The organism is Candidatus Kaiserbacteria bacterium (genome assembly GCA_017134395.1).
Taxonomy (GTDB): Bacteria; Patescibacteriota; Minisyncoccia; order Phycocordibacterales; family UBA2100; genus UBA2100.
The window spans coordinates 555,429-576,609 of record CP070993.1 but is presented as its reverse complement, the minus strand read 5'-3'; the positions used below and the strand labels follow the sequence as shown (position 1 = coordinate 576,609).

The 21,181-nt window shown below is 43.6% G+C and carries 25 protein-coding genes; 4 read left to right on the top strand and 21 right to left on the bottom strand.

Features of this window, described 5'->3' with window-relative positions; all coding sequences use genetic code 11:
* Positions 1–89 precede the first annotated feature (89 nt).
* The 6 genes from rplB to tuf form a co-directional block, all read right to left on the bottom strand.
* A complete protein-coding gene (rplB, locus tag JXR01_03035; GenBank protein QSH39253.1) occupies positions 90–932 on the bottom strand; it encodes a 50S ribosomal protein L2 in 843 nt (280 codons plus the stop codon).
* 2 nt (positions 933–934) lie between these two features.
* The gene (locus tag JXR01_03030) at positions 935–1,348 is read right to left on the bottom strand and encodes a 50S ribosomal protein L23 (protein QSH39252.1); all 414 of its coding nucleotides are present in this window, start codon (positions 1,346–1,348) and stop codon (positions 935–937) included.
* 3 nt (positions 1,349–1,351) lie between these two features.
* A complete protein-coding gene (rplD, locus tag JXR01_03025) occupies positions 1,352–2,038 on the bottom strand; it encodes a 50S ribosomal protein L4 (protein QSH39251.1) in 687 nt (228 codons plus the stop codon).
* Between the two features lie 3 nt (positions 2,039–2,041).
* Positions 2,042–2,650 (bottom strand): 50S ribosomal protein L3, encoded by a 609-nt coding sequence (gene rplC, locus JXR01_03020; protein ID QSH39250.1) that lies wholly within the window; start codon positions 2,648–2,650, stop codon positions 2,042–2,044.
* 266 nt (positions 2,651–2,916) lie between these two features.
* Positions 2,917–3,270 carry a 30S ribosomal protein S10 gene (gene rpsJ / locus JXR01_03015; protein ID QSH39249.1) on the bottom strand — a complete coding sequence of 118 codons (354 nt, stop codon included), beginning with the start codon at positions 3,268–3,270 and terminating at the stop codon, positions 2,917–2,919.
* A gap of 62 nt (positions 3,271–3,332) precedes the next feature.
* A complete protein-coding gene (tuf, locus tag JXR01_03010) occupies positions 3,333–4,529 on the bottom strand; it encodes an elongation factor Tu (GenBank protein QSH39248.1) in 1,197 nt (398 codons plus the stop codon).
* A 514-nt stretch (positions 4,530–5,043) separates the two neighbouring features.
* Here tuf and JXR01_03005 point away from each other — a divergent pair.
* On the top strand, positions 5,044–5,427 hold the full coding sequence (locus JXR01_03005; protein QSH39247.1) for a hypothetical protein: 384 nt from the start codon (positions 5,044–5,046) through the stop codon (positions 5,425–5,427).
* A 78-nt stretch (positions 5,428–5,505) separates the two neighbouring features.
* Here the strand turns inward: JXR01_03005 and fusA are convergent, their stop codons facing one another.
* From fusA to JXR01_02975, 6 genes are all read right to left on the bottom strand, one after another.
* Positions 5,506–7,647 (bottom strand): elongation factor G, encoded by a 2,142-nt coding sequence (gene fusA, locus JXR01_03000; GenBank protein QSH39246.1) that lies wholly within the window; start codon positions 7,645–7,647, stop codon positions 5,506–5,508.
* A 139-nt stretch (positions 7,648–7,786) separates the two neighbouring features.
* Positions 7,787–8,149, bottom strand: a complete 363-nt coding sequence (locus JXR01_02995) for a hypothetical protein (protein ID QSH39245.1) — start codon at positions 8,147–8,149, stop codon at positions 7,787–7,789.
* 326 nt (positions 8,150–8,475) lie between these two features.
* Complete coding sequence (gene rpsG, locus JXR01_02990) at positions 8,476–8,946, bottom strand: 30S ribosomal protein S7 (GenBank protein ID QSH39244.1); 471 nt, start codon at positions 8,944–8,946, stop codon at positions 8,476–8,478.
* A 3-nt stretch (positions 8,947–8,949) separates the two neighbouring features.
* The gene (gene rpsL / locus JXR01_02985; protein ID QSH39243.1) at positions 8,950–9,366 is read right to left on the bottom strand and encodes a 30S ribosomal protein S12; all 417 of its coding nucleotides are present in this window, start codon (positions 9,364–9,366) and stop codon (positions 8,950–8,952) included.
* A 76-nt stretch (positions 9,367–9,442) separates the two neighbouring features.
* Positions 9,443–10,696 (bottom strand): hypothetical protein, encoded by a 1,254-nt coding sequence (locus JXR01_02980; GenBank protein ID QSH39242.1) that lies wholly within the window; start codon positions 10,694–10,696, stop codon positions 9,443–9,445.
* A 1-nt stretch (position 10,697) separates the two neighbouring features.
* Positions 10,698–11,324, bottom strand: coding sequence for a site-2 protease family protein (locus JXR01_02975; protein ID QSH39241.1), 627 nt, complete (start codon positions 11,322–11,324; stop codon positions 10,698–10,700).
* Between the two features lie 43 nt (positions 11,325–11,367).
* On the opposite strand from JXR01_02975, the gene rpmB reads away from it, so the two are divergent.
* On the top strand, positions 11,368–11,610 hold the full coding sequence (rpmB, locus tag JXR01_02970; protein ID QSH39240.1) for a 50S ribosomal protein L28: 243 nt from the start codon (positions 11,368–11,370) through the stop codon (positions 11,608–11,610).
* On the opposite strand, the gene JXR01_02965 is transcribed toward rpmB, so the two are convergent.
* Genes JXR01_02965 through JXR01_02955 form a run of 3 tightly spaced genes read right to left on the bottom strand, consistent with a single transcriptional unit; the run spans position 11,588 to position 13,356 of the window.
* A complete protein-coding gene (locus JXR01_02965; GenBank protein ID QSH39239.1) occupies positions 11,588–11,983 on the bottom strand; it encodes a hypothetical protein in 396 nt (131 codons plus the stop codon). The genes rpmB and JXR01_02965 overlap by 23 nt on opposite strands.
* Before the next feature lie 55 nt (positions 11,984–12,038).
* Positions 12,039–12,908 carry an MBL fold metallo-hydrolase gene (locus tag JXR01_02960; protein ID QSH39238.1) on the bottom strand — a complete coding sequence of 290 codons (870 nt, stop codon included), beginning with the start codon at positions 12,906–12,908 and terminating at the stop codon, positions 12,039–12,041.
* Between the two features lie 10 nt (positions 12,909–12,918).
* Positions 12,919–13,356, bottom strand: coding sequence for a hypothetical protein (locus JXR01_02955; GenBank protein QSH39237.1), 438 nt, complete (start codon positions 13,354–13,356; stop codon positions 12,919–12,921).
* Between the two features lie 162 nt (positions 13,357–13,518).
* Here JXR01_02955 and JXR01_02950 point away from each other — a divergent pair, with 162 nt between their 5' ends.
* Positions 13,519–14,112, top strand: coding sequence for a hypothetical protein (locus tag JXR01_02950; protein ID QSH39236.1), 594 nt, complete (start codon positions 13,519–13,521; stop codon positions 14,110–14,112).
* 75 nt (positions 14,113–14,187) lie between these two features.
* On the opposite strand, the gene JXR01_02945 is transcribed toward JXR01_02950, so the two are convergent.
* The 4 genes from JXR01_02945 to recJ form a co-directional block, all read right to left on the bottom strand.
* On the bottom strand, positions 14,188–15,627 hold the full coding sequence (locus JXR01_02945; protein QSH39235.1) for a ComEC/Rec2 family competence protein: 1,440 nt from the start codon (positions 15,625–15,627) through the stop codon (positions 14,188–14,190).
* Between the two features lie 2 nt (positions 15,628–15,629).
* Positions 15,630–16,037 carry a ribonuclease HI family protein gene (locus tag JXR01_02940; protein ID QSH39234.1) on the bottom strand — a complete coding sequence of 136 codons (408 nt, stop codon included), beginning with the start codon at positions 16,035–16,037 and terminating at the stop codon, positions 15,630–15,632.
* Between the two features lie 63 nt (positions 16,038–16,100).
* Positions 16,101–17,102: a DUF975 family protein gene (locus JXR01_02935; protein ID QSH39233.1), complete on the bottom strand. Its 1,002-nt coding sequence runs from the start codon at positions 17,100–17,102 to the stop codon at positions 16,101–16,103.
* Between the two features lie 37 nt (positions 17,103–17,139).
* The gene (recJ, locus tag JXR01_02930; protein QSH39232.1) at positions 17,140–18,867 is read right to left on the bottom strand and encodes a single-stranded-DNA-specific exonuclease RecJ; all 1,728 of its coding nucleotides are present in this window, start codon (positions 18,865–18,867) and stop codon (positions 17,140–17,142) included.
* Positions 18,868–18,889: 22 nt separating this feature from the next.
* On the opposite strand from recJ, the gene JXR01_02925 reads away from it, so the two are divergent.
* Complete coding sequence (locus JXR01_02925) at positions 18,890–19,309, top strand: HIT domain-containing protein (protein ID QSH39231.1); 420 nt, start codon at positions 18,890–18,892, stop codon at positions 19,307–19,309.
* 10 nt (positions 19,310–19,319) lie between these two features.
* Here JXR01_02925 and pgk read toward each other — a convergent pair whose 3' ends face one another.
* On the bottom strand, positions 19,320–20,426 hold the full coding sequence (pgk, locus tag JXR01_02920; protein ID QSH39230.1) for a phosphoglycerate kinase: 1,107 nt from the start codon (positions 20,424–20,426) through the stop codon (positions 19,320–19,322).
* Positions 20,423–21,175, bottom strand: a complete 753-nt coding sequence (gene tpiA / locus JXR01_02915) for a triose-phosphate isomerase (protein ID QSH39229.1) — start codon at positions 21,173–21,175, stop codon at positions 20,423–20,425. The genes pgk and tpiA overlap by 4 nt, the downstream gene beginning before the upstream one ends.
* Positions 21,176–21,181: the final 6 nt, after the last annotated feature.

Sequence of the window (21,181 nt, the reverse complement as noted above, 5' to 3'; positions counted from 1 at the left end):
AGCGCTAAAAAAGGCCTCGCGAATGTATTCGTGAGGCCTTTTACTTTATCTGAATAAAAAAACCGACAGCAGAGCTGTCGGTTTTTTTATTATCGCTTTTTGCCAACCTTTCGGCGACGAACAATAAGTGTGTTTGAGTATTTCTTTGCTTTTCGAGTCTTCTGCCCCTTTCCTGTAGGCTTACCCCACTTACTTCGTGCGCGACGGTGTCCACGTCCTGCTTTACCTTCACCACCACCATGTGGGTGATCTACGGCGTTCATGGCAGCACCACGAACTGTTGGACGGCGTCCCATGTGTCGTGCACGCCCAGCTTTTCCGATAGTTACAAGCTTGTGTTCATCGTTTGAAACTTCACCAATGCATGCCCATGCCGTACTCAATATTTTTCGAACTTCTGACGAAGGCATCTTGATTTGAGTGTATCCTGCGTCGTGAGCAATAACTTCTGCATAGTTTCCAGCAGAACGTGCCAATTTTGCACCGCCATTTGGCTTTATTTCAATATTATAGATGAATGTTCCAATTGGAATCTTTCCTAATGGTAGACGTCCTGCAGGCTTTACCGGTGCATCTTCTGCGATAAGGAACTCGTGTCCTACCTCTACAGACTTGGGGATAACAACGTAACGTCGTTCTCCATCTGCGTAAAGTGCGAGACCAATGTATGCAGTTCGGTTTGGATCGTATTCAACAGTCTCGATTTTAGCTGGAATTCCAATCTTATCGTACCTGAAGTCAATCTCTCGCCATCGGCGCTTGTGTCCACCACCTTTGTGTCGAGTAGTAATGCGTCCTGCTGAGTTTCGTCCTACTCCACGCTTCATTCCTTTAGTAAGTGCCTTTAGAGGCTTACTTACCGTAACTTTAGCTTTGTATGAAACTCGTGTCATCCCGCGACGACCTGGTGTTATTGGCTTATGCTTTTTCATACTTACATTAGTGAAATTGTGTCACCCTTTTTAAGGTACACGTAGGCTTTTTTGCCTCCTGATTTTACTCCCTTCATTCCAGTGCGTGAATTTCGAACACTCTTACGACGGATTGTAGTCACATGAATCTTAACCGGATCAACCTTGTATACAAGTTTGATGGCTTCCTTAATCTGCTTCTTGTTTGTATCAGGTGCAACATTGAATACGTATACGCCCTTATCGATACCAAGCGTAGCTTTCTCTGTCATACGTGGTTGAGCCAATACACGTGCAATGTCTTCTTTTCCATCAACAACAGCCTTGTGCGTTACAGCCTTTGTTTCTTTTTTGGTTGCCTCAACTACCGGTGTAGCTTCCTCTCCGCCAGCTGGCGGATTCTTTTCTTCTTCTTTTTTTCCAAATAATGATGCCATACGCTATTCTGTTTCATTTATACGAGATATTTCTGCTCGCTCCTCAAGTGCTTTAATACTTTCCTCTGGTGAAACGATAATCAAACTCTTGTACTTCAACGCATCTACTGTGTTGAGGTTTTCTGTAAGTCCAACCTTTATGTTACCAAAGTTACTGAAGCTCTTTTGTATGTTTACGTTCTTTTCTGCAAGAACAATCAGTGCTGTATTGTGCTTCTTTGATGCTAAAGTTTCAAACCCTGATACACCTGCAAGGTTAGCAATCACCGTATGTGCTTGTGATGCCTTTGGCGCCTCAAAAGTAAGTGAGTCTACAAAAAGCACTTGTCCTTCCTTAACTTTTCGAGAAAGCACGCTGTAGAGTGCCTGTGTTCGCATCTTTCGGTTGATCTTCTTTGCGAAAATCTTATCGTTTCGTGGACCAAATGTTGCTCCACCACCCCTCCAAATAGGACTTCGGCTTGAACCATGTCGTGCTCGTCCAGTTCCTTTTTGTTTCCAAGGTTTCTTTCCACCACCTTTTACTTCACTACGAATCTTTGTGTGAGCAATTGGAGTACGTGCGTTTGCCTGCATTCCTACTACCACTTGGTGTACAAGTGAACTCTTCCATGCAGCTTCAAATACTGATGCTGGTAATTCAACACTGCCCTTCTTCTTTCCTTCTTGTGTGTAAATATCTGATTTCATAGGCTATGCGTGATGAATCTCAATTAATGTTCCAGGGCGACCAGGAATTGCCCCTGAAATTACCAATGTGTTGGTATCTTTGTCGATTTGTAGAACCTTCAAGTTCTTCACGGTAACACGATCGCTACCCATGCGCCCCATCATTTTTAGACCCTTCAACACGCGCTGAGGACCAGTAGAACCAATAGAACCAGGACGTCGCTCTGAGTGCTTGTTACCATGAGTTCGGTTTCCTCCTGCAAAGTTATGGCGCTTTACCACACCTTGGTTTCCCTTACCTTTACTGATAGCACTGACCGTAACCTTGTCGCCTATTTCAAAAGCAGTAGCGTCAATAACATCTCCTTTTTGTACTTCACCATTTGGTACGCGGAACTCACGAAGTGTTTTGAAAGATCCAAGATCTCCAAAGTGTCCTTTTTGTGCCTTCTTTAAATTCTTTTCTTTTTCTTCACCAAAACCGATCTGTACAGATTCGTAACCATCTACGTCTGCGTTCTTTACTTGAGTAACGGTAACCGGACCAGCACTTACAACAGTTGCAGGAAATACCTTTCCTGTTTCATCGAATATCTGAGTCATCTTCTGTTTTGTTGCAAGAATGAATTTCATGGGTATAAAAAATGCTACTCAATAACACTGAGCAGCTCGCTTAGTGCCATTGGTTCCTCATGAGAACACTCTCAAGGGGACGTAGCCGTCTTTTAAGACTCAAAGAGTATACATGAAGATTTTTATGATGCAAGTTAAACCACCAAAACGCATGCGTTTTGGTGGTTTAATCGCTTTAACTACAGAAATTTACGGGATTAATATGTTGCATACAAAAAACCGCCCCTGGGGGCGGTTTTTTGTATAGTAGCTTTCGCAGAGAATTATTACACCATCTTAACGTCAATTGAGACTCCTGCTGGCAAACTGATGTTTGTAAGCGCCTCAATAACTTTAGGATTTGGATGTAGGATTTCAATCAATCGTTTATGTACGCGCATCTCGAATTGTTCTCGCGCGTCTTTGTGGACAAAAGTTGAACGGTTTACTGTGTACTTCTTAATTTCTGTAGGAAGTGGCACAGGACCTCGAACTTCAGCCTCAAAACGAAATGCGGTATCGATGATTTGTTTCACTGATACATCCAGCAGCTTGTGTTCGTATGCACGAACCCGTATTCGAAGACGCTCTGCGCCTCCCTTTGCTGCTGCTTTTTTTGTTTTTTTCTCTGTTACTGTCATAGAACGTTCGCACACAATACTGTGTAGTTGTGTTTATTGCAAGTTTTTAGCTACGTTAGTTGTTAGGCAACTATCTTTGTTAGTACACCAGCACCAACTGTACGTCCACCTTCACGAACAGTGAACTTCATTTGTTCGTCAAGAGCAATAGGTCCTACAAGCTTCACTTTAAAGGTTGCAGTGTCTCCTGGCATAACCATTTCAGTTCCGTCTGGAAGTGTTACCTCTCCAGTTACGTCTGTGGTTCGCATGTAGAATTGCGGCTTGTACCCTGAGAAGAATGGAGTGTGACGTCCACCTTCTTCCTTTGAAAGTACGTATACTTCCGCTTCAAACTCTGTGTGGGGTGTAATCGAACCGCTTGCTGCAAGAACTTGCCCTCGGTGTACATCTTCTTTCTTTGTACCACGAAGTAGGATTCCTGCGTTGTCTCCTGCAAGACCCTCTTCAAGTTGCTTGTTAAACATTTCAATACCAGTGATTGTTGTCTTTGTAGTCTCTTTAATACCAACGATTTCAACTTCTTCACCAATTTTCACTTTACCTTGTTCGATACGACCGGTAACAACTGTACCGCGTCCTTCGATTGAGAATACGTCCTCAATAGGCATAAGGAATGGCTTGTCAGTCTCTCGCTTTGGTACTTCAAAGTACTCGTCCATAGACTTTGTAAGCTCAAGGATCTTTTGTACCCATTCGTCGTTTACATCAGTCGCTTCAGATCCCTTAAGAGCTGAACCACGGATGAATGGTGTGTTCTCACCATCAAAACCGTACTTTGTAAGGTCTTCGCGGATTTCCTCTTCAACGAGTTCAATCATTTCTTCGTCAACATCAGGCATGTCTGTCTTGTTCAAGAAGACAATGATTCGTGGAACACCTACCTGCTTTGCAAGAAGAATGTGCTCACGTGTCTGTGGCATCAAACCGTCAGTTGCGGCTACCACAAGAATAGCACCGTCCATCTGTGCGGCACCAGTGATCATGTTTTTAATGTAGTCGGCGTGACCAGGCGCGTCAATGTGCGCATAGTGACGATCTGCTGTCTCGTACTCGTTGTGAGATAGAGCGATTGTAATACCTCGCTCCTTTTCTTCTGGAGCGTTATCGATTTCATCGATTTTCTTCATCTTTACAGTCTGACCTGAAAGATGAAGTGAGTTCAAAATAGCCGCGGTAAGCGTTGTCTTTCCGTGGTCGACGTGACCAATTGTTCCAACGTTTAGGTGAGGCTTTGAACGGTCAAATGCTTCTGCCATAAAATTACGTTTATTATTAGTGGGAATATATCCCGACGATTACCCAATGTAGAGGCGCGAGAAGCTTCCCTACATTGTGCAATCGCATTATTAATTACACACTCTGCACGCAATATAAAAAAGCGCGCAACACGCGTGGGCACATGGTAGCAAAACCATGTGTCGAGTCAAGCAGAAAAGCCGCTCTATAAAACACCACCTCACACTACTTCGTATAAGTATCACATATATGTGCGATATTCGATATGGGCAGTTTAATTGCAAATTATTGACATATCTCCGCTTATATAGCATTGTGGTCATAGTTCGTAAAAATTAGAGTTCTACAGATTAATTCCGATCTGTACAGAAAAAGGGATAAGATATGAGAAATGCTCTTTTGATTGCTGTTCTTACGGGATTTCTTGCAGCATGTTCTGCAGGCACCCATGAGGTCTGGCACCCACCAGCACCGGATGGGCAGCAACAAATCGACAGGTACAGTACGTCACCTGGCAGCGGTGCATCGCCCACGGTGACAACGGCAACCGTCTGGGTCTGCAGGACCAGAACATCAGGCCCGTGTAAGCCGGTCTATACGGCATCATTCGGTGGTAAATCTGTTGTTGGTCAGGTCATTGAAGGCGTCGGTACGATTGTAACGCCAGTTGTTGCAGCGAAGATCATCGGTAACGCAATATCGAGTCAGAGCGATAACACTGTCGTCAACTCCAATGCTTCGGCCGAAGGCGGTAACGCTACGGCGACTGGCACTGGCGGCTCAAACACCAACACAAACACTGCAACCGGTGGTGCTGGCGGGGCCGCGACGGCAAACCCAACAGTTACCGGACCAACGACAACCATCAACAATACGGTCAGCGGTGGCACAACAACACCGCCAGGCAGCCCGCTCTAAGGCTGCTAAGCACGTTGCAAAAGGCCCAGAAAGAAACTTTCTTTCTGGGCCTTTTAATTTGATTATATACTATTTGTTCTACGAACGAGCAGTTTTGATTTCTTCTGCTACGTTGTGTGGAACCACAGCGTAGTGTGAGAACTCCATAGTTGCATTCGCTCGTCCTTCGGTCATAGACCGCAGTGTGGTTGTGTACCCAAACATCTCAGAAAGTGGCACTTTTGCTGTAATAACTTTTGCATTACCACGATCATCCATACCCTCTACCTGTCCCCGCATAGAGTTCAGATTTCCGTTTACATCTCCCATAAACTGCTCTGGTGTGGTGACTTCGACCTTCATAATAGGTTCGAGCAATACTGGCTGTGCTCCTTTGGCAACTTCTTGAAATGCTTGTGATGCAGCAATTTTGAAGGCAATTTCTGATGAGTCAACATCATGGAACGAGCCATCGAATAGATCTATCGAGATATCTACCATTGCATATCCTGCAACGATTCCTCGTTCCATAGCCTCTTTAATACCCTTCTTAATAGCAGGTATGTACTCGCTTGGAATAACACCCCCCTTAATGTTGTTAACAAATTCGAAGTGGTCTTCTCGGTCAATGTTCTTAGGTACTTTTGCTTCAGGATCAACCGCCTCAAGTGGCTTGATGCGCAACTTAACGTGTCCGTACTGTCCGCGACCACCAGTTTGCTTGATGTATTTCACTTCTGCTTCGTTTGTTCCCTGGATTGTTTCTCGGTAAGCAACCTGTGGCTTACCAAGATCTGCTTCAACGTTGAATTCTCGCTTCATACGGTCTACAAGAATTTCTAGGTGAAGCTCACCCATTCCAGCAATAATTGTTTCCATTGTTTCTGTGTCAGTCGACACTTTAAAAGTCGGGTCTTCATCTGAGAGTTTGTTAAGGGCAATACCCATCTTCTCTTGGTCTTGTTTCGTCTTTGGTTCAATTCTTGCGGCAACCACAGGTTCTGGGAATGTCATTTCTTCAAGAACAATAGGATTCGCCTCATCACAGAGTGTATGGCTTGTTTTTGTGTCCTTTAGACCAACAGCGGCTGCAATTTCTCCCGTGTATACTTCTTCAACTTCTTCTCGCTTGTCAGCCTGAAGACGCACAATACGTCCCACACGCTCCTTGCTTCCAGTTGATGCGTTATATACGTATGAACCAGATTTAAATACTCCTGAATACACTCGGAAGAATGTAAGTTGCCCGACGAACGGGTCTGTTTGTAGCTTGAAAGCCAGCGCAGCAAGCGGTTCTTCATCACTTGGTGCTCGGCTTACCTCTTCTCCTGTTTTTGGGTCTGTTCCAGTTACTGGAGGAAGATCAAGTGGTGACGGGAGGTAGTCGACAACGGCATCAAGTACCAATTGTACTCCTTTATTCTTCAAAGCTGACCCACAGTACACAAGAAATACTTCGTTTGCGATAACTGCCTTACGGAGCAATGCTTTCAGTTCTTCGTACGATGGTTCGTTACCTTCAAGGTATGCGTTCATCGCTTCCTCGTCTTGCTCAACAATTTTTTCGATTAATTCGCCTCGATACTTTTCAGCATCTGCAACCATATTTTCTGGCACGTCTCCTTCTATGATGTCCATGCCCATGTTCCCTTCGAAACGGAATGATTTCATTGAAAGGAGGTCGACAACCCCTTCGTGGTTTTCTTCTTCTCCAATAGGGAGCTGTGCACGAATTGCCTTATTTGAAAGTCTGTCGAGAACACTCTGGTATGAACGTTCGAATGAAGCGCCTGTTCGGTCTAGTTTGTTAATAAAACAAATACGTGGCACGTTTGCTTCCTCAGCATATCGCCAGTTTGTTTCTGACTGTGGTTCAACTCCGGCAACAGCATCGAACACAACAACTGCTCCGTCGAGCACGCGCATAGAACGCTTTACTTCTGCGGTGAAGTCGATGTGACCTGGAGTGTCGATGATGTTAAATGCGTGCTTCTTGCTTTCGTCTTCTCTGTCGTAGGTAGGCTGCCAGTCACATGAAATAGCGGCTGCAGTAATAGTGATACCACGTTCTCGTTCTTGCTCCATCCAGTCAGTGACCGTCTCTCCATCGTGCACTTCACCAATCTTGTGGCTCATTCCTGTGTAAAAGAGAACACGCTCACTGGTTGTTGTTTTACCAGCGTCAACGTGAGCAACGATTCCGAAGTTTCGGAGTTTATCTAGTGGAAGTTTACGAGCCATACTTTATAAGTTAAATAATTAATAGTTGTATACGTTGTAGAAATCTACAATAAAATAAAAACGCCCAAAAACGGCGTGGCACAAGAGTACCTTAAAATGAACTAAAAGTGAAGAGGCGACACCGAAGTGTCGCCTCTTTTCAGGACAGCTCATCCAATCTTTTCTTCAGACAGAATACAAGTTTCGGTCCCCGAAATCTCATTGCTTCACGAAATAAGGCCTCGTATTCTGAAGACAGATTGGTCTCTACGATCATTGTAGATGGAGTGCTGCATTCTCCCTCCACAACGACACGCGCAAGTACTTCATCTCCGATGTAAAGCTCCACTTTGCCATTCCAGGAGATGTATCGAGTTTGAATACTAAACCCTTGTTTGATTCGTGGGTAAAGCTTTCTGCTCATTTGCGAAGCAACTTCCATGATTTCAGGACGAAACATAGAAATATACCCTCCCCAAACATTGGGTACTTCGGAAACCTTTTGCTGCTTTCTTCCGAACATATTTCCCTTCCTTTCATTGGAATTCTATACAACTGCGAACAATGTATCACAAAAAAATAGACAAGTCCTTAGAAACATCCGATTAATTGGATGTTTTTGTTTTTGGTGGACTCTAATTTTGATCTCCTCTAGTAGATGTAAGTAAAAAGTTTCTCAAATGAAATGCAATACAAGGCGCGCGTGAAAAATAAAATGATACAGTGCATCTTGCTATTCTTGAGTGCAGTGCACGAAGAAAGCCCAAAAGTTTTGTGAGCCGTATCGAGCATACGGTAAATAAAACTTTTGGGCTTTCGACAAAGCAATGTGCCGAGAATAGAGAGATGCTACCAAGCAAAGTGAGCAAAAGCCTTGTTAGCATCTGCCATCTTGTGTGTGTTTTCACGCTTCTTCACTGCTTCTCCTTCTTCAGTAGCAGCTTTGCGGATTTCATCAGCAAGACGTTGGTACATATCGTTTCCTTTTCCTGCGCGAGCTGCTTCCACAATCCATCGAAGTGCAAGTGCAAGACGTCGCTCTGGACGAACTTCGCGTGGAACCTGGTAGTTTGCACCACCAACCCTGCGTGAGCGCACTTCCATAAGTGGTGCAACGTTTTTAATAGCAGTCTCAAAAAGTGCTATCGGATCTTCTTTCCCGTCCTTTCCTTTTAGTTCTTCAAAGGCTGAGTACACAATCTTTCGTGCAGTATCCTTCTTCCCTCGCTCCATAATGTAGTTAATGAGCTTGGTTACTTTAACTGACCCATATACAGAGTCCTCTACAATAACGTGCTTTTTCTTTAGTGGTCGTCGCATATATTATTCGTTGTCTCTCGGTTTCTTATTACCGTACTTTGATCGTCCGCTTCGTCGCTTTCCAACACCTTCGGCATCAAGTCGCCCACGAACAACGGTGTACCGTACACCAATATCCTTCACACGACCACCACGAATCATTACTACGGAGTGTTCTTGTAGGTTGTGTCCTTCACCAGGGATGTATGCAGTAACTTCCATTCCGTTTGTAAGACGTACACGAGCAATTTTACGAATAGCTGAGTTTGGCTTACGTGGAGTTTTTGTTGTTACCTTAGTACACACTCCTCGCTTGAATGGAGACGCGTATCGAGATGGCTTATTTTTCAAACTGTTAAACCCACGTCGAAGAGCCACAGTCTTGCTCTTTCGAGCAACACTTTTTCGTTTCTTTCGAACCAATTGGTTAATTGTTGACATATATTGAAAGCCGCCCGAATAGGCAGTGCGCAAAATATACTACGCTGACCTCTTAAATGCAACAGCTCTTTAGTGTTTAAGCAGCTTTTCGCATTTGATTAAGTGCCTTCGCAAGTCCTTGTTTTTGTGCCGATGCATGGCCAGCTCCTTTTACTATTTCAATCAATGGTCTTTTATCCTCTGTTACCACGCCATCTAAAAGCTCTCTTAGCTTAATATCGCTTGCTATATAGAGTGCTAACGCTTCTTTGATTTCCTCTTTTCTTTTATCATCAATTTCCTCTTGTGCCTCCCCTAATATGCGATCTACCTCTTGCTCTGTAGGTGGTAGCAATCCCGATTCTATCGTTGTTGTCTCCTCAGCTGTTGGTATTTCAATTACAGTGAGGTTATCTTCTTCTCCGCCAGCTGGTGAACTCTCTGCCTTTGCAGTTTCTTCTTGTTTTGTTTCAAGATGGTTCAGCACAACCTCTTCTTCAGCTTCCTCTGCTACTGGTTTTTTTGCATCGTTACTCTCAACAGGGGCAACTTCTTCCACAGATATTGAAGTTACTTGTGTATTTTTCTTTGCTATTGGTGTTTCTATCGTTTCAGTAGAAACTTCTGCAACTGGCAGGTCAGGAATGTTCTCGTTCGCAGGAGTTTTTTCATGGACACCTCCCCCTCTAATAGCAGCTAATGTTGCTTCAATCTCAGAAGTGCCTCGTTGATTAACTGATTCCTCTTCTTTTATTGCTTTTTTAATGGTTAGTTCTTCCTTTATTGGTTCTGCACCATTTGCGCCAATCGTCTCTTTGGTAGGTATTGACAATGGTGCGTCTAATGAACCCAAATCAATACTGAGCCGAGATGCTCCTACACCTACATTTTGTGCAGCCCCCTCACGCATACCAGCCATTGCTGCAAGGTGCTCATGGTCTCCAGCTTCTTTTGGCTTGTCACTTGCCAAAGGCTCTGCTTCAACTGACTGGACGCGTATTGGTTGTCGAGGTGAAGCTGGTGGAGTATGCATCTCAAAATTCTTCGGTAATGTTGTTTCACTTGGTGGAATTTCTGGAACAATCGGTCCGCTTACCTCAGCCTCTCTATTGTCATTTGTAATACTCGCCATAGCTGCAGCAACTGGGTCATCTTCTGGTGTTGTTCGATTCATTGTTTGGGGCAGCTCTGCAGTTTGTGACGCTGCAATACGTTCTCGCACAGCATTCAAACTATCCCCCGTCGGTGAGCTCGCCACAGGAATTTCTCCAGTATTTTCGTCAACAACAATAAGGGGCTCTTCTTCTTGCACCGAAGGTTCATTGAACATCCCTTTTATTTTTTCAAACATACTAAGCGCCAATTAAAAATCGAGTAATGACAGTGATTAGCGATGCCAACCACGAACCGAACAGCAAAATAAACACAATCACCACACCAAACCCAAGAAAGAGGTTCTGCTCAAGAACCATGCGTAGACGGTGGTATTGAAAGGCGAGACTAGGCGGCAATAACTGAGGAAACACCTTAGATCCATCAAGTGGTGGGATAGGGAGCAAATTAAATAGTGCAAGAAGTATATTGAGAAACACTATTGACACAGCAAGACTCGCTGCAGCAGCAGGTAATACGTCTAGTCTAATGAGTACTGAAAACAGTAATGCAATGAGTACGTTCGCTGCTGGACCCGCGCCTGCAACTAACGCCTCAGCCCACCTACCTCCGCGCTGTAAGTTGTAGGGATTATACGGTACTGGCTTTGCCCATCCAAAAAGAAATGGCGAACTAGAAAGTGCCAGAATCGCGGGAAGGACTATTGAACCCATAGGATCGATGTGACTCACCGGGTTAAGCGTAAGTCGCCCTTCTAATCGCGCAGTTGGATCCCCAAGCCAATTAGCAACAAACCCATGAGACACCTCATGAATAACCACCGACACAATTAAAATCGCTATAAGAAAAAGTATATCTGCTCCCATATCATTGCCTATTAAGTACCCCTATGGTAGCATGGCGACCAATATGGCAAAGGAATGTGTGGTGACAGGAAAGAAATCTCAAGTAGGCGGACGCTACAGTAACCGTACGCGTGCGACGCAATTTAACCATGGCGGAAAGAAACGTCGATTTGTTAACCTGCAAAAGAAAACTTTCTTCGTACCCGAACTTGGCAAAAAGGTAACCGCGGTTATCTCAACCAAAGCAATCAAAACTATCAACAAAAATGGTGTGTACAAAACACTCAAAGCCGCTGGATTGATTTAAGCAAATTGAAAAAGAAGAAGGCCGGAACGTAACGTTCCGGCCTTTTTTGTTGGTGCGGTGAATCAGGTGGCTTTTGATTTTCCTTCTTCCAATCCTCCTGGAGCTGCTGCAGGACATCAAATGTTCCGCATTGGCTAAGAAACTCTTGAAAAGATTCTTCATCCCCATACTGGAATCTTCCGGAGTTAATTTCTCGGGTAATCAAGGTTTGCTCATAGCCAAATTCCCAGCGATAACTGATTGGATTGAGCGAAACGCTGCACCCGATTTCATTCACCCAGAAATCATCGGCTGTTTCTACCCACCCAAACTCCTCAGCAAACACTGTTGAGATGCTCAAAAGCATACCGATAACGAAAAAAAGAACTTTCATCTGCTTCTCCTTGTTCAGACAGAAAGATTATTGCACGAAAGTACAATTTGTCAAATCACTTGATCTGTAGGATCTGCCCGTTACTGGTAAACGTAACTCGTCCATCATCACAGGTATCGAATGTGGCAATCTCAAAACTATTCAATACAGCTATAACTTCTTCATGCGGATGTCCGTACCTATTATCACAGCCACGGGACAGCACCGCATACTCTGGTGCTACAAACCCAACAAACAGAGGAGAACTTGATGTCTTGGAACCATGGTGCCCTACTTTAAGTACAGTACTCTGCAATTGATCGCCTCCTAAAGAAAGTAGGTACTCTTCTATCATTTTTGGGGAGTCCCCCGTAAGCAGGAACGAATGCTTGCCAAAGGTGACCTGTGCAATAATAGATGCTGCATTTGATTCAAGAGCACTTACCGGTCTGTCAGGAAACAATATGGTAATAGTAGTTCCGTCTCCGAAATCGTAAACTTGACCTCTCTTTGCAAGAACAGAGCGGACATCTTTTTCGGCAACCAAAGATGCCAGTGCCGTATTCTCTTCTGTATCGTGTGCCACACCTGAGTGAACAAACGTATCAACACGGTAACGTTTAAGTACTTCTATTAGTCCGCCTATGTGGTCGGCATCAGGATGTGTCGCAACAACAACATCAATCGACCTATCCCAAAATGGCATAGCGTCATTGAGTTGATGCAATACTCTATTATCTTTTCCTCCATCAACCAGAATTTGCCGCCCACTTGGAGTTTCAATAAAAATAGCATCACCCTGCCCCACATCAAGAAATGAAACAGTCAGAATTCTTTTGCTTTCGGTGCTAAGAATCGGATACCAAATACTCACTACGCCCACAAAAAGTACACCGATAAGTGCAACGGTAATTTTTTTCCTATATTCCCGAATGTACTGATGCATCAGCATGTTATTACCAACGCTTCTCCTGCTTTACTTCAGCTATAAGTTGAAATGTCCGTGAGTACCGATTTCTTCCTGCAATAGGTGGCATACCACTGCGCAAAATAATTTCTACCGTATCGAGCAAGTGTTCGCGAGCTTTTTTCTGCTTGAGTGTTTTAACAATCGCATCGAGCTCGCCTTCCTCAAGTAATGCATGCCATCGTGCAGACGTGTCGGTACTGACGCCAAGTGCTTCACGTATCTCGTAGTACGAACTTTTGTTTTGTAGCATAAGTATAAGCACAATGCGTTTTGCCAGCATCAAGCGCTCGGTGTCGGTCAAAAGTTGGTCAAGAACAGTAGCTATATCTTTACGCGTTTTCTGTCGTGCAAACAACTCGATAAATTGCCGGCGAATACGTTTTCGCGTTTCTGCAGAAAAAACTTTTTTCGATACAAGCGCCATGAACTAAATGTACTGATGCATCAGCACATTTGCAATATATACGTGTGCACAAAAAAACTTAATAAAAGACGAGGGATGAGGTCACTGCGCTCATCCGTTCTATGATGGTGTATCAAGAAGTGCGTGGTATGATGCGTGCAATTAGCACTTAGTTATACTTATATGCACGCATACGAAACTCAAACATTTAATTTCCCAGAAATGGAAGGGATCTCAGAAAAACAATTAGAAGTGCATGTTGGCTTGTACAATGGGTATGTGAAACACATCAACCTTCTACGAGAACAAATAGCAGATCTTACTAAAGAAGATTCTGAAAAATATGCATTTGCTATTGAGTCAGTCCGTCGTCGTTTAGGATTCGAATTTAATGGTATGCGCATGCACGAACTCTACTTTTCACAGTGGGTAGGTGGAAAAACAGATGAACCCCGTGGCACTGCACTTGAAACAGCAGTTGCCGAAAAATACGGAAGTTGGGAGGACTTCATTACACACTTTAAGAGTGTTGCCATGAGCCGCGGTTCTGGATGGACAACACTCGGGTGGGACAAAAGTAGTAATACTCCTCATGTATGGTGGACGGCAGACCACGAGCTTGGCATGCTCGCGGACGTAGATATACTTCTTACTGCAGACATGTGGGAACACGCATACATGATTGATTATTTACCTGCAGAAAAGGCTCAACATGTTGAGGCGTTCCTCAAAAATCTCAATTGGGATGTTGCAACACAACGTTTTGCAAATACATAATTAAATACAGGAACGCGCGTCAACTTTATCGTGCAAAAAGTATCAGGTAGACGAAGTGGCTCAGTGTAGTTAATTCTATGCTGGGTCGTTTTTTCTTTGTATATACCACACGAGTGCAGTCAGTAGCCCGTATGCAGCAAGCACAAATACAAAAGAAAAAGTCGGCAGACTAACAACCGCAAATGGAACGTCAGCAAAAAACTCTACGAGTAAAATGACATACGATAAGAACGCATGGGCGATAAACCCAAACAAAAGTGCAAATGGTTGGTATACCATTCCTACTACACCAGTTAAAAACACAAAGAGCATCGCCAACGGTATTGTAGGAAGTACGAGAAGATTAACGAGTACTGCTACCAATGAAACATCCCCTATCATGTACACCAGTAACGGAAGTACGGCGATTTGCGTTGCAATGGTAGCTGCAAAAATGTCCTTCAATGCATAGTTTTCGGGTACGAAATGGAGATACGGTAAAAGTATCGGAACTCCAAGTAACAGCCCAGCAGTTGCTACGAAACTGAGCTGAAATGATGGGTCATATATTAATAGATACGGATTCCACAGCAGCATAGCAAATCCGGCAAGCACGAGCGTGTAGAGTGCCGCATAGGTACGACCCGCGACAACCCCCAACGACGCGATGCTTCCCATTATTGCGGCACGCACGACAGTCGCTGAAGCACCGACGAGGATAGTAAATACAAAAATACCACCTATAGCAACGAGATGTCTCGGCTTGGGCGGTAGAAACGAAAGCATCGCTACAATGAACAGCACCACAATGGCAATATTGTAACCAGAGAGCACTACAATATGTATGAGCCCCGTATCGCGAAAATCTTGCGTGAGCTCATCGCCTAATGAACGCCTCTCACCTACAGTAATTCCACCAGCGAGTGCCGCTGAAGGCTCGGGAAGAACACTCTTGAGAGATGCTAAGTACGCCCCTTTGAGCGTGAGAAGTAAACCTGTTGGTGTTGAATTACTCGTAAGTACTTCAAATTCAGGAAACGGAGCGATGCTGTAAATAGCATCCTTTGCTAAATACGCTCTGTAATTAAAAATCCTGCCTCCTTCGCCCTCAAAATTTTCAGGTGCTTCAAGGATTCCTCGTATCGCGACTTCGTCTTTGTAGTGAACCTCTTCAAATGGAGTTATCCGTACAAGTACTTTTTGTTTTGTATCAGTGCGTGCGACAACTATATTGGTGTAGGTATCTCGAATATCTGGTTCTTTTATAACCACTCCTTCAAATACAACAATGTCTTCTGTGTGTACCTCTATGTTCGTAATCGTAACCGGTACCGCAACGTGCATACGTCCAACACCAAGCGCAAAGAACAAAAGGGCTATTGCACATACCACGAAGAGTCTGCGCCGTGAAACAAACAATAGGCTAAGAGCACTCAAAACAAAGAGCCCTACGAAAGTCAATCCAAATTCATAAAATGATCTGACTGCAATTCCTAAGGCAAACGCCCCGAAGAGTACGGGGAGAAATCGATGCATACTTACTGCGCATCTAGCGCTTCGTTTGCCAATCTGTCTGCGTAGGTGTTTTTTTCTCGTCGAACATGAGTGTATGCAACGTCGCCAAATCCGCTCTGTAAAATATCTTGAATTTTGTTGTATTGCTCACGGAGCGTATCTTTCTTAATCTTCCAATTACCTGAGAGTTGTTCGGCAACAAGTTTACTATCCATTCGTATTTCTATACTTCTGTCTGAAAGGTCTAAGTCTTTAATTTTCTGTAATACTTGTACCACCGCCTCGTACTCAGCCCAGTTATTTGTCCGCACACCAAGAGGTGAACGAATCTCTGCTACTACTTTCTCTCCCTGGAAAATAACGGCCCCTGCTGAAGCCAGTCCTGGGTTTCCGCGTGAAGCACCGTCTGTATAGCAAATGATTTTATCCATGCGGATAAGTATACCCAGTGCTCTTTGCACTGTCGAACGTCTCACTACACTCGCAAGTGCGTGCTATTTATTAGCTCCAAATTCTAAACCGAATTCACAATGTATCCCTCCAGATTCATCATTTTCTAAAATAGTGCATGCTTCAAAATCTGCACCTCCTTCACGAAGAACATATTCGTACGGTATACCTGTGATTGGGTCAACAGGAACTTGAGACATAAAGTCGGGCACTAATACTTCTACTGATTCTGGGAACGTATTGTATGTACCAAAGTACATTTCGGATGCTAATTTAATTTGCGACAAATCTGAACGACGTTGTGTATCTCGTAACTCCGAATCGTTCAGAAACCCATCCACAATCCCAAAAATCAAAAGGGCCGTTCCAATAAAGATAACTGTAATAGAAAGAACGGTAACGATCTTAACCAAAAGTGAAACTTCAATTCCTATTTCAGTTGGCGGGTTAAGCAACCATCGATACACATGCACCATTGCAAGTGCTGAAACAGGAATGGTTACGAGCAAACCAACTCCAAAGAAAAGTGCCCCGAGAATATTAAGTCCCAATGCGAGCAATAAGAAAAGTACGATATTCCAACGGTGTCCATTGGTGATGCGAAGGCTTTCTTTCATTGCCTCAACAGGTCCAAGATCGCGATCAATAATAAGGTACGATGCAAACAAAAGTGCAACACCGGCAACAATACCTGGAACAATAAAGAGAATGAGTCCAAACGCCACAACTAACAATACAAGAATTGATGCGACGAGATATTTCCAAAATAAGTGAAGCGGCTCTAGTAAGTCTGTATAGTCAGTTTCAACTCTGTCATATAATCGCAAAAGTATCAGGGTTGAGCCCATTCCAATAATGGTTTGTATTGCAAAGTCAGCGACATTTACTGTGGCACCAATAACACCATCTGAAACTTCGTCAGCAATGAGGCCAGTAATAATAGAAATGATAGTAGTAATAAGAAATAACCCAATGATAAAAAATGGACGCTCCTTAAAACTTTCCCACCCAGCTACAAACGCTTCTTTTTTAGAAAAACTTTTCATATACGAATTATAGTACCTCACTTAGTACTGATAGTACTTACACAATATCCACAATGCGTAGCTCAAGATTTACGCGACCAGCAAAACGTGAGAGCTCTATAGTGCACAGAACGTCAACGACACGATCTTGTTCTGGGGTTCGTGAAAATGATTGTGGGTTTTTAAAGAACGCAATCGCTCGAACAGTATTCTCAAATTCATCAGCTGCCAGATGTAATTCTATATGTGCCTCTTCTTTTCCAAATTGTTTCAACGAACGTACAAGAGCACTTTTATATACAAATACTGGTTTGGAATTCCCCATACCAAACGGAGCAAATTGTGAAAGTACTTTATGCGTTTCGCGTAATGACGCATGCGGCAAAACAGCATCAGCTTCTGGCACTAACAGTTTGACCCCTTTTGAAAGTTCCTTGTACGCACTGTTAAAAGCATCCTCCATAATGTGCACTTTGTCTGCATCAACAGAAAAACCTCCCGCATGTTCGTGTCCGCCAAATTGTACAAGAGTATGACTTGCGTGATTAAACATATCTACGACATTTACGTTTCCGTTCCCACGACATGACCCTTTGATACTTCCGGTGCCTTCCCGTCCCCATAAGCACGCCGTCTTTCCATACGTATCTACAAGAGAGTTAGCAGCAAGCCCAAGTAATGCTGGATTCCAATTTGGATTTCCTGCAACAAGAACTGCTCCATCTGAATTTTCTTCAAAACGTTTCTTTAACTCTTTCGTAATACTCGCAACACTTCCTTTACGTTTATTGTTAAGAGATTCTAACTCGCGCGCGACGTCTGCGGCTTCTGCACCATCAACAGTCGTAAGCAATCGAAATCCTAATTCAGGAGTTCCCATTCTCGAAGCTGCATTAATTCGTGGCGCAATAGAAAATCCGATGTCATCTTCTGTAATGTACGCCTGCCCGATACCCAACTTACGACATAGTGCAGTAATTCCTGGTCGTCGTGATTTGTGCAACACAGTCAGTCCGTAGTGCACCAATGTTCTGTTTTCACCGACAAGCGGAACCATGTCACCAACAGTCGCGATAGCAACTAAATCGAGCAACCATTTTTCCCACCCTTCCGGAACATCTTTAACCCAGTCTTTGTCTTGCTCTCGCGCCCGAATAAAAAGTGCCTGAGTTAATTTGAACGCCACACCTGTCCCGCAAAAAAACCGAAATGGGTATGTTTCATCTTCGCGTTGCGGGTTCACAACAGCAACTGCATCAGGCAGTGTTTTACTAGGAATATGATGGTCAGTAACAATAACATCGACTCCTAATGTATTGGCATGCGTAACCGTTTCACCATTCGTAATGCCGACATCCACCGTTATAATAAGCGATACTTCCTTCTTTAAGAGAGTATCGACTGCCTCCTTATGAAAACCATACCCTTCTGTGTCTCTGTGTGGGATATAGTTTGTGAAACGCTCGTAGCCAATCTTTTTGAATACGTCGTGTAACAGCGCACCACCGGGAATACCGTCTGCGTCAAAATCGCTGTAGATAGCAATATGTTCGTTATTATCGATTGCTTTTATGATCCGTGTAACAGCAACATCCATGTCGTGCAAAAGGAATGGATCATATACTTGTTCATCGTAGTTTGGATTAAAAAAATCTTGTGCAGCTTTATGTGTTTTTATACCCCGAGCTGCCAAAATTTCCTGTACAAAATCTGGAAATTCTTTGAGTGCTTTCCGTACTGTTTCGCTCGGTTTTTTTCGTACTGTGTATGCTTTGGATTTAGTCATGTGTTTGGATTATACTGCACTAATGGAAGAATGTATTTTTTGTAAAATAGTTAGAGATGAACTGCCCTCGTATAAAGTGTACGAAAATGAAACCGTATTGGCATTTATGGATATCCATCCAATCCGCCCAGGTCACTTACTTGTTGTACCAAAAGTACACGAGCCAAATTTTGAAAAACTCCCGATCGAAGTATATATGCATGTCATGCAAGCTACACACATTCTTGCTGGAGCAATCGAAAATGCGCTGAAACCAAAAAAGATGGGTCTGGTCATCGCAGGATGGGACGTACCACATACACACGTACATCTTATACCAACAGAAGATCACGAAGACATCACTTCAAAAATATTACTCGAAGGAAAAGAGGGAAATCCAAGTAGCGAAACATTGACCACTATCGCCGAGAAAATCGCAGCAAAAATAAAAGACTCTCTGTAAAGAGTGTTTCTTATTTCAGTACTTCAAGCCCGGGAAGCGTTCCTTTGAGCAAAAACTCCAACATTGCCCCACCTCCTGTTGAAACAAAGTCAAACTCATTTTCTAACTTTTCTTTTTGAATAAGTGCGATGGTGTCTCCACCTCCAACAACTGTCGTTGCGCTACTTAATGCAAGTGTCTGTGCACATGTTTTTGTCGCACTGATGTACCCCTTTTCGTACCAGCCAAGTGGTCCGTTCCACACAATAGTTTTGTATGTATTAAACGTTGCAACAAAATTCTGCATCGTGCCCTCTCCTATATCAACAATCGTGTCTTCGTTACCTATTTGGTTTATTGAAAGCGTTTCAGAACTTCCATCAACATGCTCAACAATAACATCGTGCACATCAGCTACTTTTTCATTTTCTAAAATATCTTTGGCAACTTCACCATCATCGATAACCGACGCCCCTACCTCTATTCCGCGCGCAGCGAGTAGCTCGTTTTGTAGTGCACCACCGATAAAGACAGAATCATAGACTCCCATAAATTTCCGAATGAGTGGTTCTTTTGTCCCAAACTTCGCACCTCCTAAAATGAAAAGTGCAGGATGTTCTGGTTGGAGAACACTCGCTAATTTCTCAGTTTCTTCCCTCACTAACAAACCACCATAACTTTTGATGTATTTTGGTATCCCAACAATACTCGCATGGTTCCGATGACACACTGAAAATGCATCTTGTACAAAAACATCAGCAAGCGCTGCGAGTTCCTGTGCGAGAGTTTCATCACCAGCTACTTCACGATTATCTTGTCGTAGGTTTTCAAGCAACGTGATGTCACCATTTTGTAATGTAGAAACATCTAGATCTTTTCTTTCTTGAAACCTTACTGGAAAATATTCATTAAGCGCATCTGCAACAGGCTGGAGTGTTTCGTTTTTATCGCGCCCAATGTGTGCAATTACAATTACCCGAGCACCCTGGTCTCTAAGAAAACGTAGTGTCGGGATAGCTTTTCGTATTCGAAAATCAGTCCGAACCACTCCTTTTTCTATAGGAGTATTTAGCCCAGCACGGACTAGCACCACTTTGCCAGCTAAATCATTCTGTTCATCTATCCATTCTACATTCATGCGCTTTGTGCCGCTTGTACTATAACTTTCAACCGTGCTGGATCAAGGCTTGCCCGACCCACTAATACACCGTCGAGATCTGGAACACGTAATATGCCCTCAGCATTATCTTCATTTACCGCCCCTCCGTACACAACACGTACTGCTTTAAGTGCTTTATCTCCAAACGCATCGCGTACCGTCTTTCGAACTAATAACATCATTTGATGCACTTCGTTTGCGTCAGGTGCAGTTGGCGCCCCAATTGCCCATATAGGTTCATATGCTATGGTTACATTTTTAAATCTCGCTGCAGGAATTTCTCGTAGTGCAGTGACGATTTGATTCCGAACTACCTGTACGTACTCCCCATGTATGTCGCGTTCACTTTCGCCGACTGCAATTATGGCATCCATTTTATTTTCAAGTGCCGTGAGTACTTTTTTGCCAACTTGTTCATCAGTCTCGCCCAGTGCACGGCGCTCTGCATGACCTATAATCACATGCGTTGCCCCAGCATCTCGTACTTGTGCAGCAGCGGTTTCACCAGTATGCGACCCTTCACTTTCGGTTGAAATATTCTGTGCTCCAAATTCCACACGAGTGCCTCTGTACCCTTTTGCAAGCTCTCGTAAGAAAACAACAGGTGGGGCGACAACGATATCTACTTTCTTTACAGAAGCTGCAAGTGTTTTCGTTGCATCAAAGAGTTTCTTCGCCTCAGCAAAAGTTGCAGGATTCATTTTCCAATTACAAATCACCGATTTCATAGAAAT

Bases quoted from the DNA above. Each gene is read 5' to 3' on its own strand.
- rplB (QSH39253.1), bottom strand. From the start codon at position 932: ATGAAAAAGCATAAGCCAATAACACCAGGTCGTCGCGGGATGACACGA.
- JXR01_03030 (QSH39252.1), bottom strand. From the start codon at position 1,348: ATGGCATCATTATTTGGAAAAAAAGAAGAAGAAAAGAATCCGCCAGCT.
- rplD (QSH39251.1), bottom strand. From the start codon at position 2,038: ATGAAATCAGATATTTACACACAAGAAGGAAAGAAGAAGGGCAGTGTT.
- rplC (QSH39250.1), bottom strand. From the start codon at position 2,650: ATGAAATTCATTCTTGCAACAAAACAGAAGATGACTCAGATATTCGAT.
- rpsJ (QSH39249.1), bottom strand. From the start codon at position 3,270: ATGACAGTAACAGAGAAAAAAACAAAAAAAGCAGCAGCAAAGGGAGGC.
- tuf (QSH39248.1), bottom strand. From the start codon at position 4,529: ATGGCAGAAGCATTTGACCGTTCAAAGCCTCACCTAAACGTTGGAACA.
- fusA (QSH39246.1), bottom strand. From the start codon at position 7,647: ATGGCTCGTAAACTTCCACTAGATAAACTCCGAAACTTCGGAATCGTT.
- JXR01_02995 (QSH39245.1), bottom strand. From the start codon at position 8,149: ATGTTCGGAAGAAAGCAGCAAAAGGTTTCCGAAGTACCCAATGTTTGG.
- rpsG (QSH39244.1), bottom strand. From the start codon at position 8,946: ATGCGACGACCACTAAAGAAAAAGCACGTTATTGTAGAGGACTCTGTA.
- rpsL (QSH39243.1), bottom strand. From the start codon at position 9,366: ATGTCAACAATTAACCAATTGGTTCGAAAGAAACGAAAAAGTGTTGCT.
- JXR01_02980 (QSH39242.1), bottom strand. From the start codon at position 10,696: ATGTTTGAAAAAATAAAAGGGATGTTCAATGAACCTTCGGTGCAAGAA.
- JXR01_02975 (QSH39241.1), bottom strand. From the start codon at position 11,324: ATGGGAGCAGATATACTTTTTCTTATAGCGATTTTAATTGTGTCGGTG.
- rpmB (QSH39240.1), top strand. From the start codon at position 11,368: ATGGCAAAGGAATGTGTGGTGACAGGAAAGAAATCTCAAGTAGGCGGA.
- JXR01_02965 (QSH39239.1), bottom strand. From the start codon at position 11,983: ATGAAAGTTCTTTTTTTCGTTATCGGTATGCTTTTGAGCATCTCAACA.
- JXR01_02960 (QSH39238.1), bottom strand. From the start codon at position 12,908: ATGCATCAGTACATTCGGGAATATAGGAAAAAAATTACCGTTGCACTT.
- JXR01_02955 (QSH39237.1), bottom strand. From the start codon at position 13,356: ATGGCGCTTGTATCGAAAAAAGTTTTTTCTGCAGAAACGCGAAAACGT.
- JXR01_02950 (QSH39236.1), top strand. From the start codon at position 13,519: ATGCACGCATACGAAACTCAAACATTTAATTTCCCAGAAATGGAAGGG.
- JXR01_02945 (QSH39235.1), bottom strand. From the start codon at position 15,627: ATGCATCGATTTCTCCCCGTACTCTTCGGGGCGTTTGCCTTAGGAATT.
- JXR01_02940 (QSH39234.1), bottom strand. From the start codon at position 16,037: ATGGATAAAATCATTTGCTATACAGACGGTGCTTCACGCGGAAACCCA.
- JXR01_02935 (QSH39233.1), bottom strand. From the start codon at position 17,102: ATGAAAAGTTTTTCTAAAAAAGAAGCGTTTGTAGCTGGGTGGGAAAGT.
- recJ (QSH39232.1), bottom strand. From the start codon at position 18,867: ATGACTAAATCCAAAGCATACACAGTACGAAAAAAACCGAGCGAAACA.
- JXR01_02925 (QSH39231.1), top strand. From the start codon at position 18,890: ATGGAAGAATGTATTTTTTGTAAAATAGTTAGAGATGAACTGCCCTCG.
- pgk (QSH39230.1), bottom strand. From the start codon at position 20,426: ATGAATGTAGAATGGATAGATGAACAGAATGATTTAGCTGGCAAAGTG.
- tpiA (QSH39229.1), bottom strand. From the start codon at position 21,175: ATGAAATCGGTGATTTGTAATTGGAAAATGAATCCTGCAACTTTTGCT.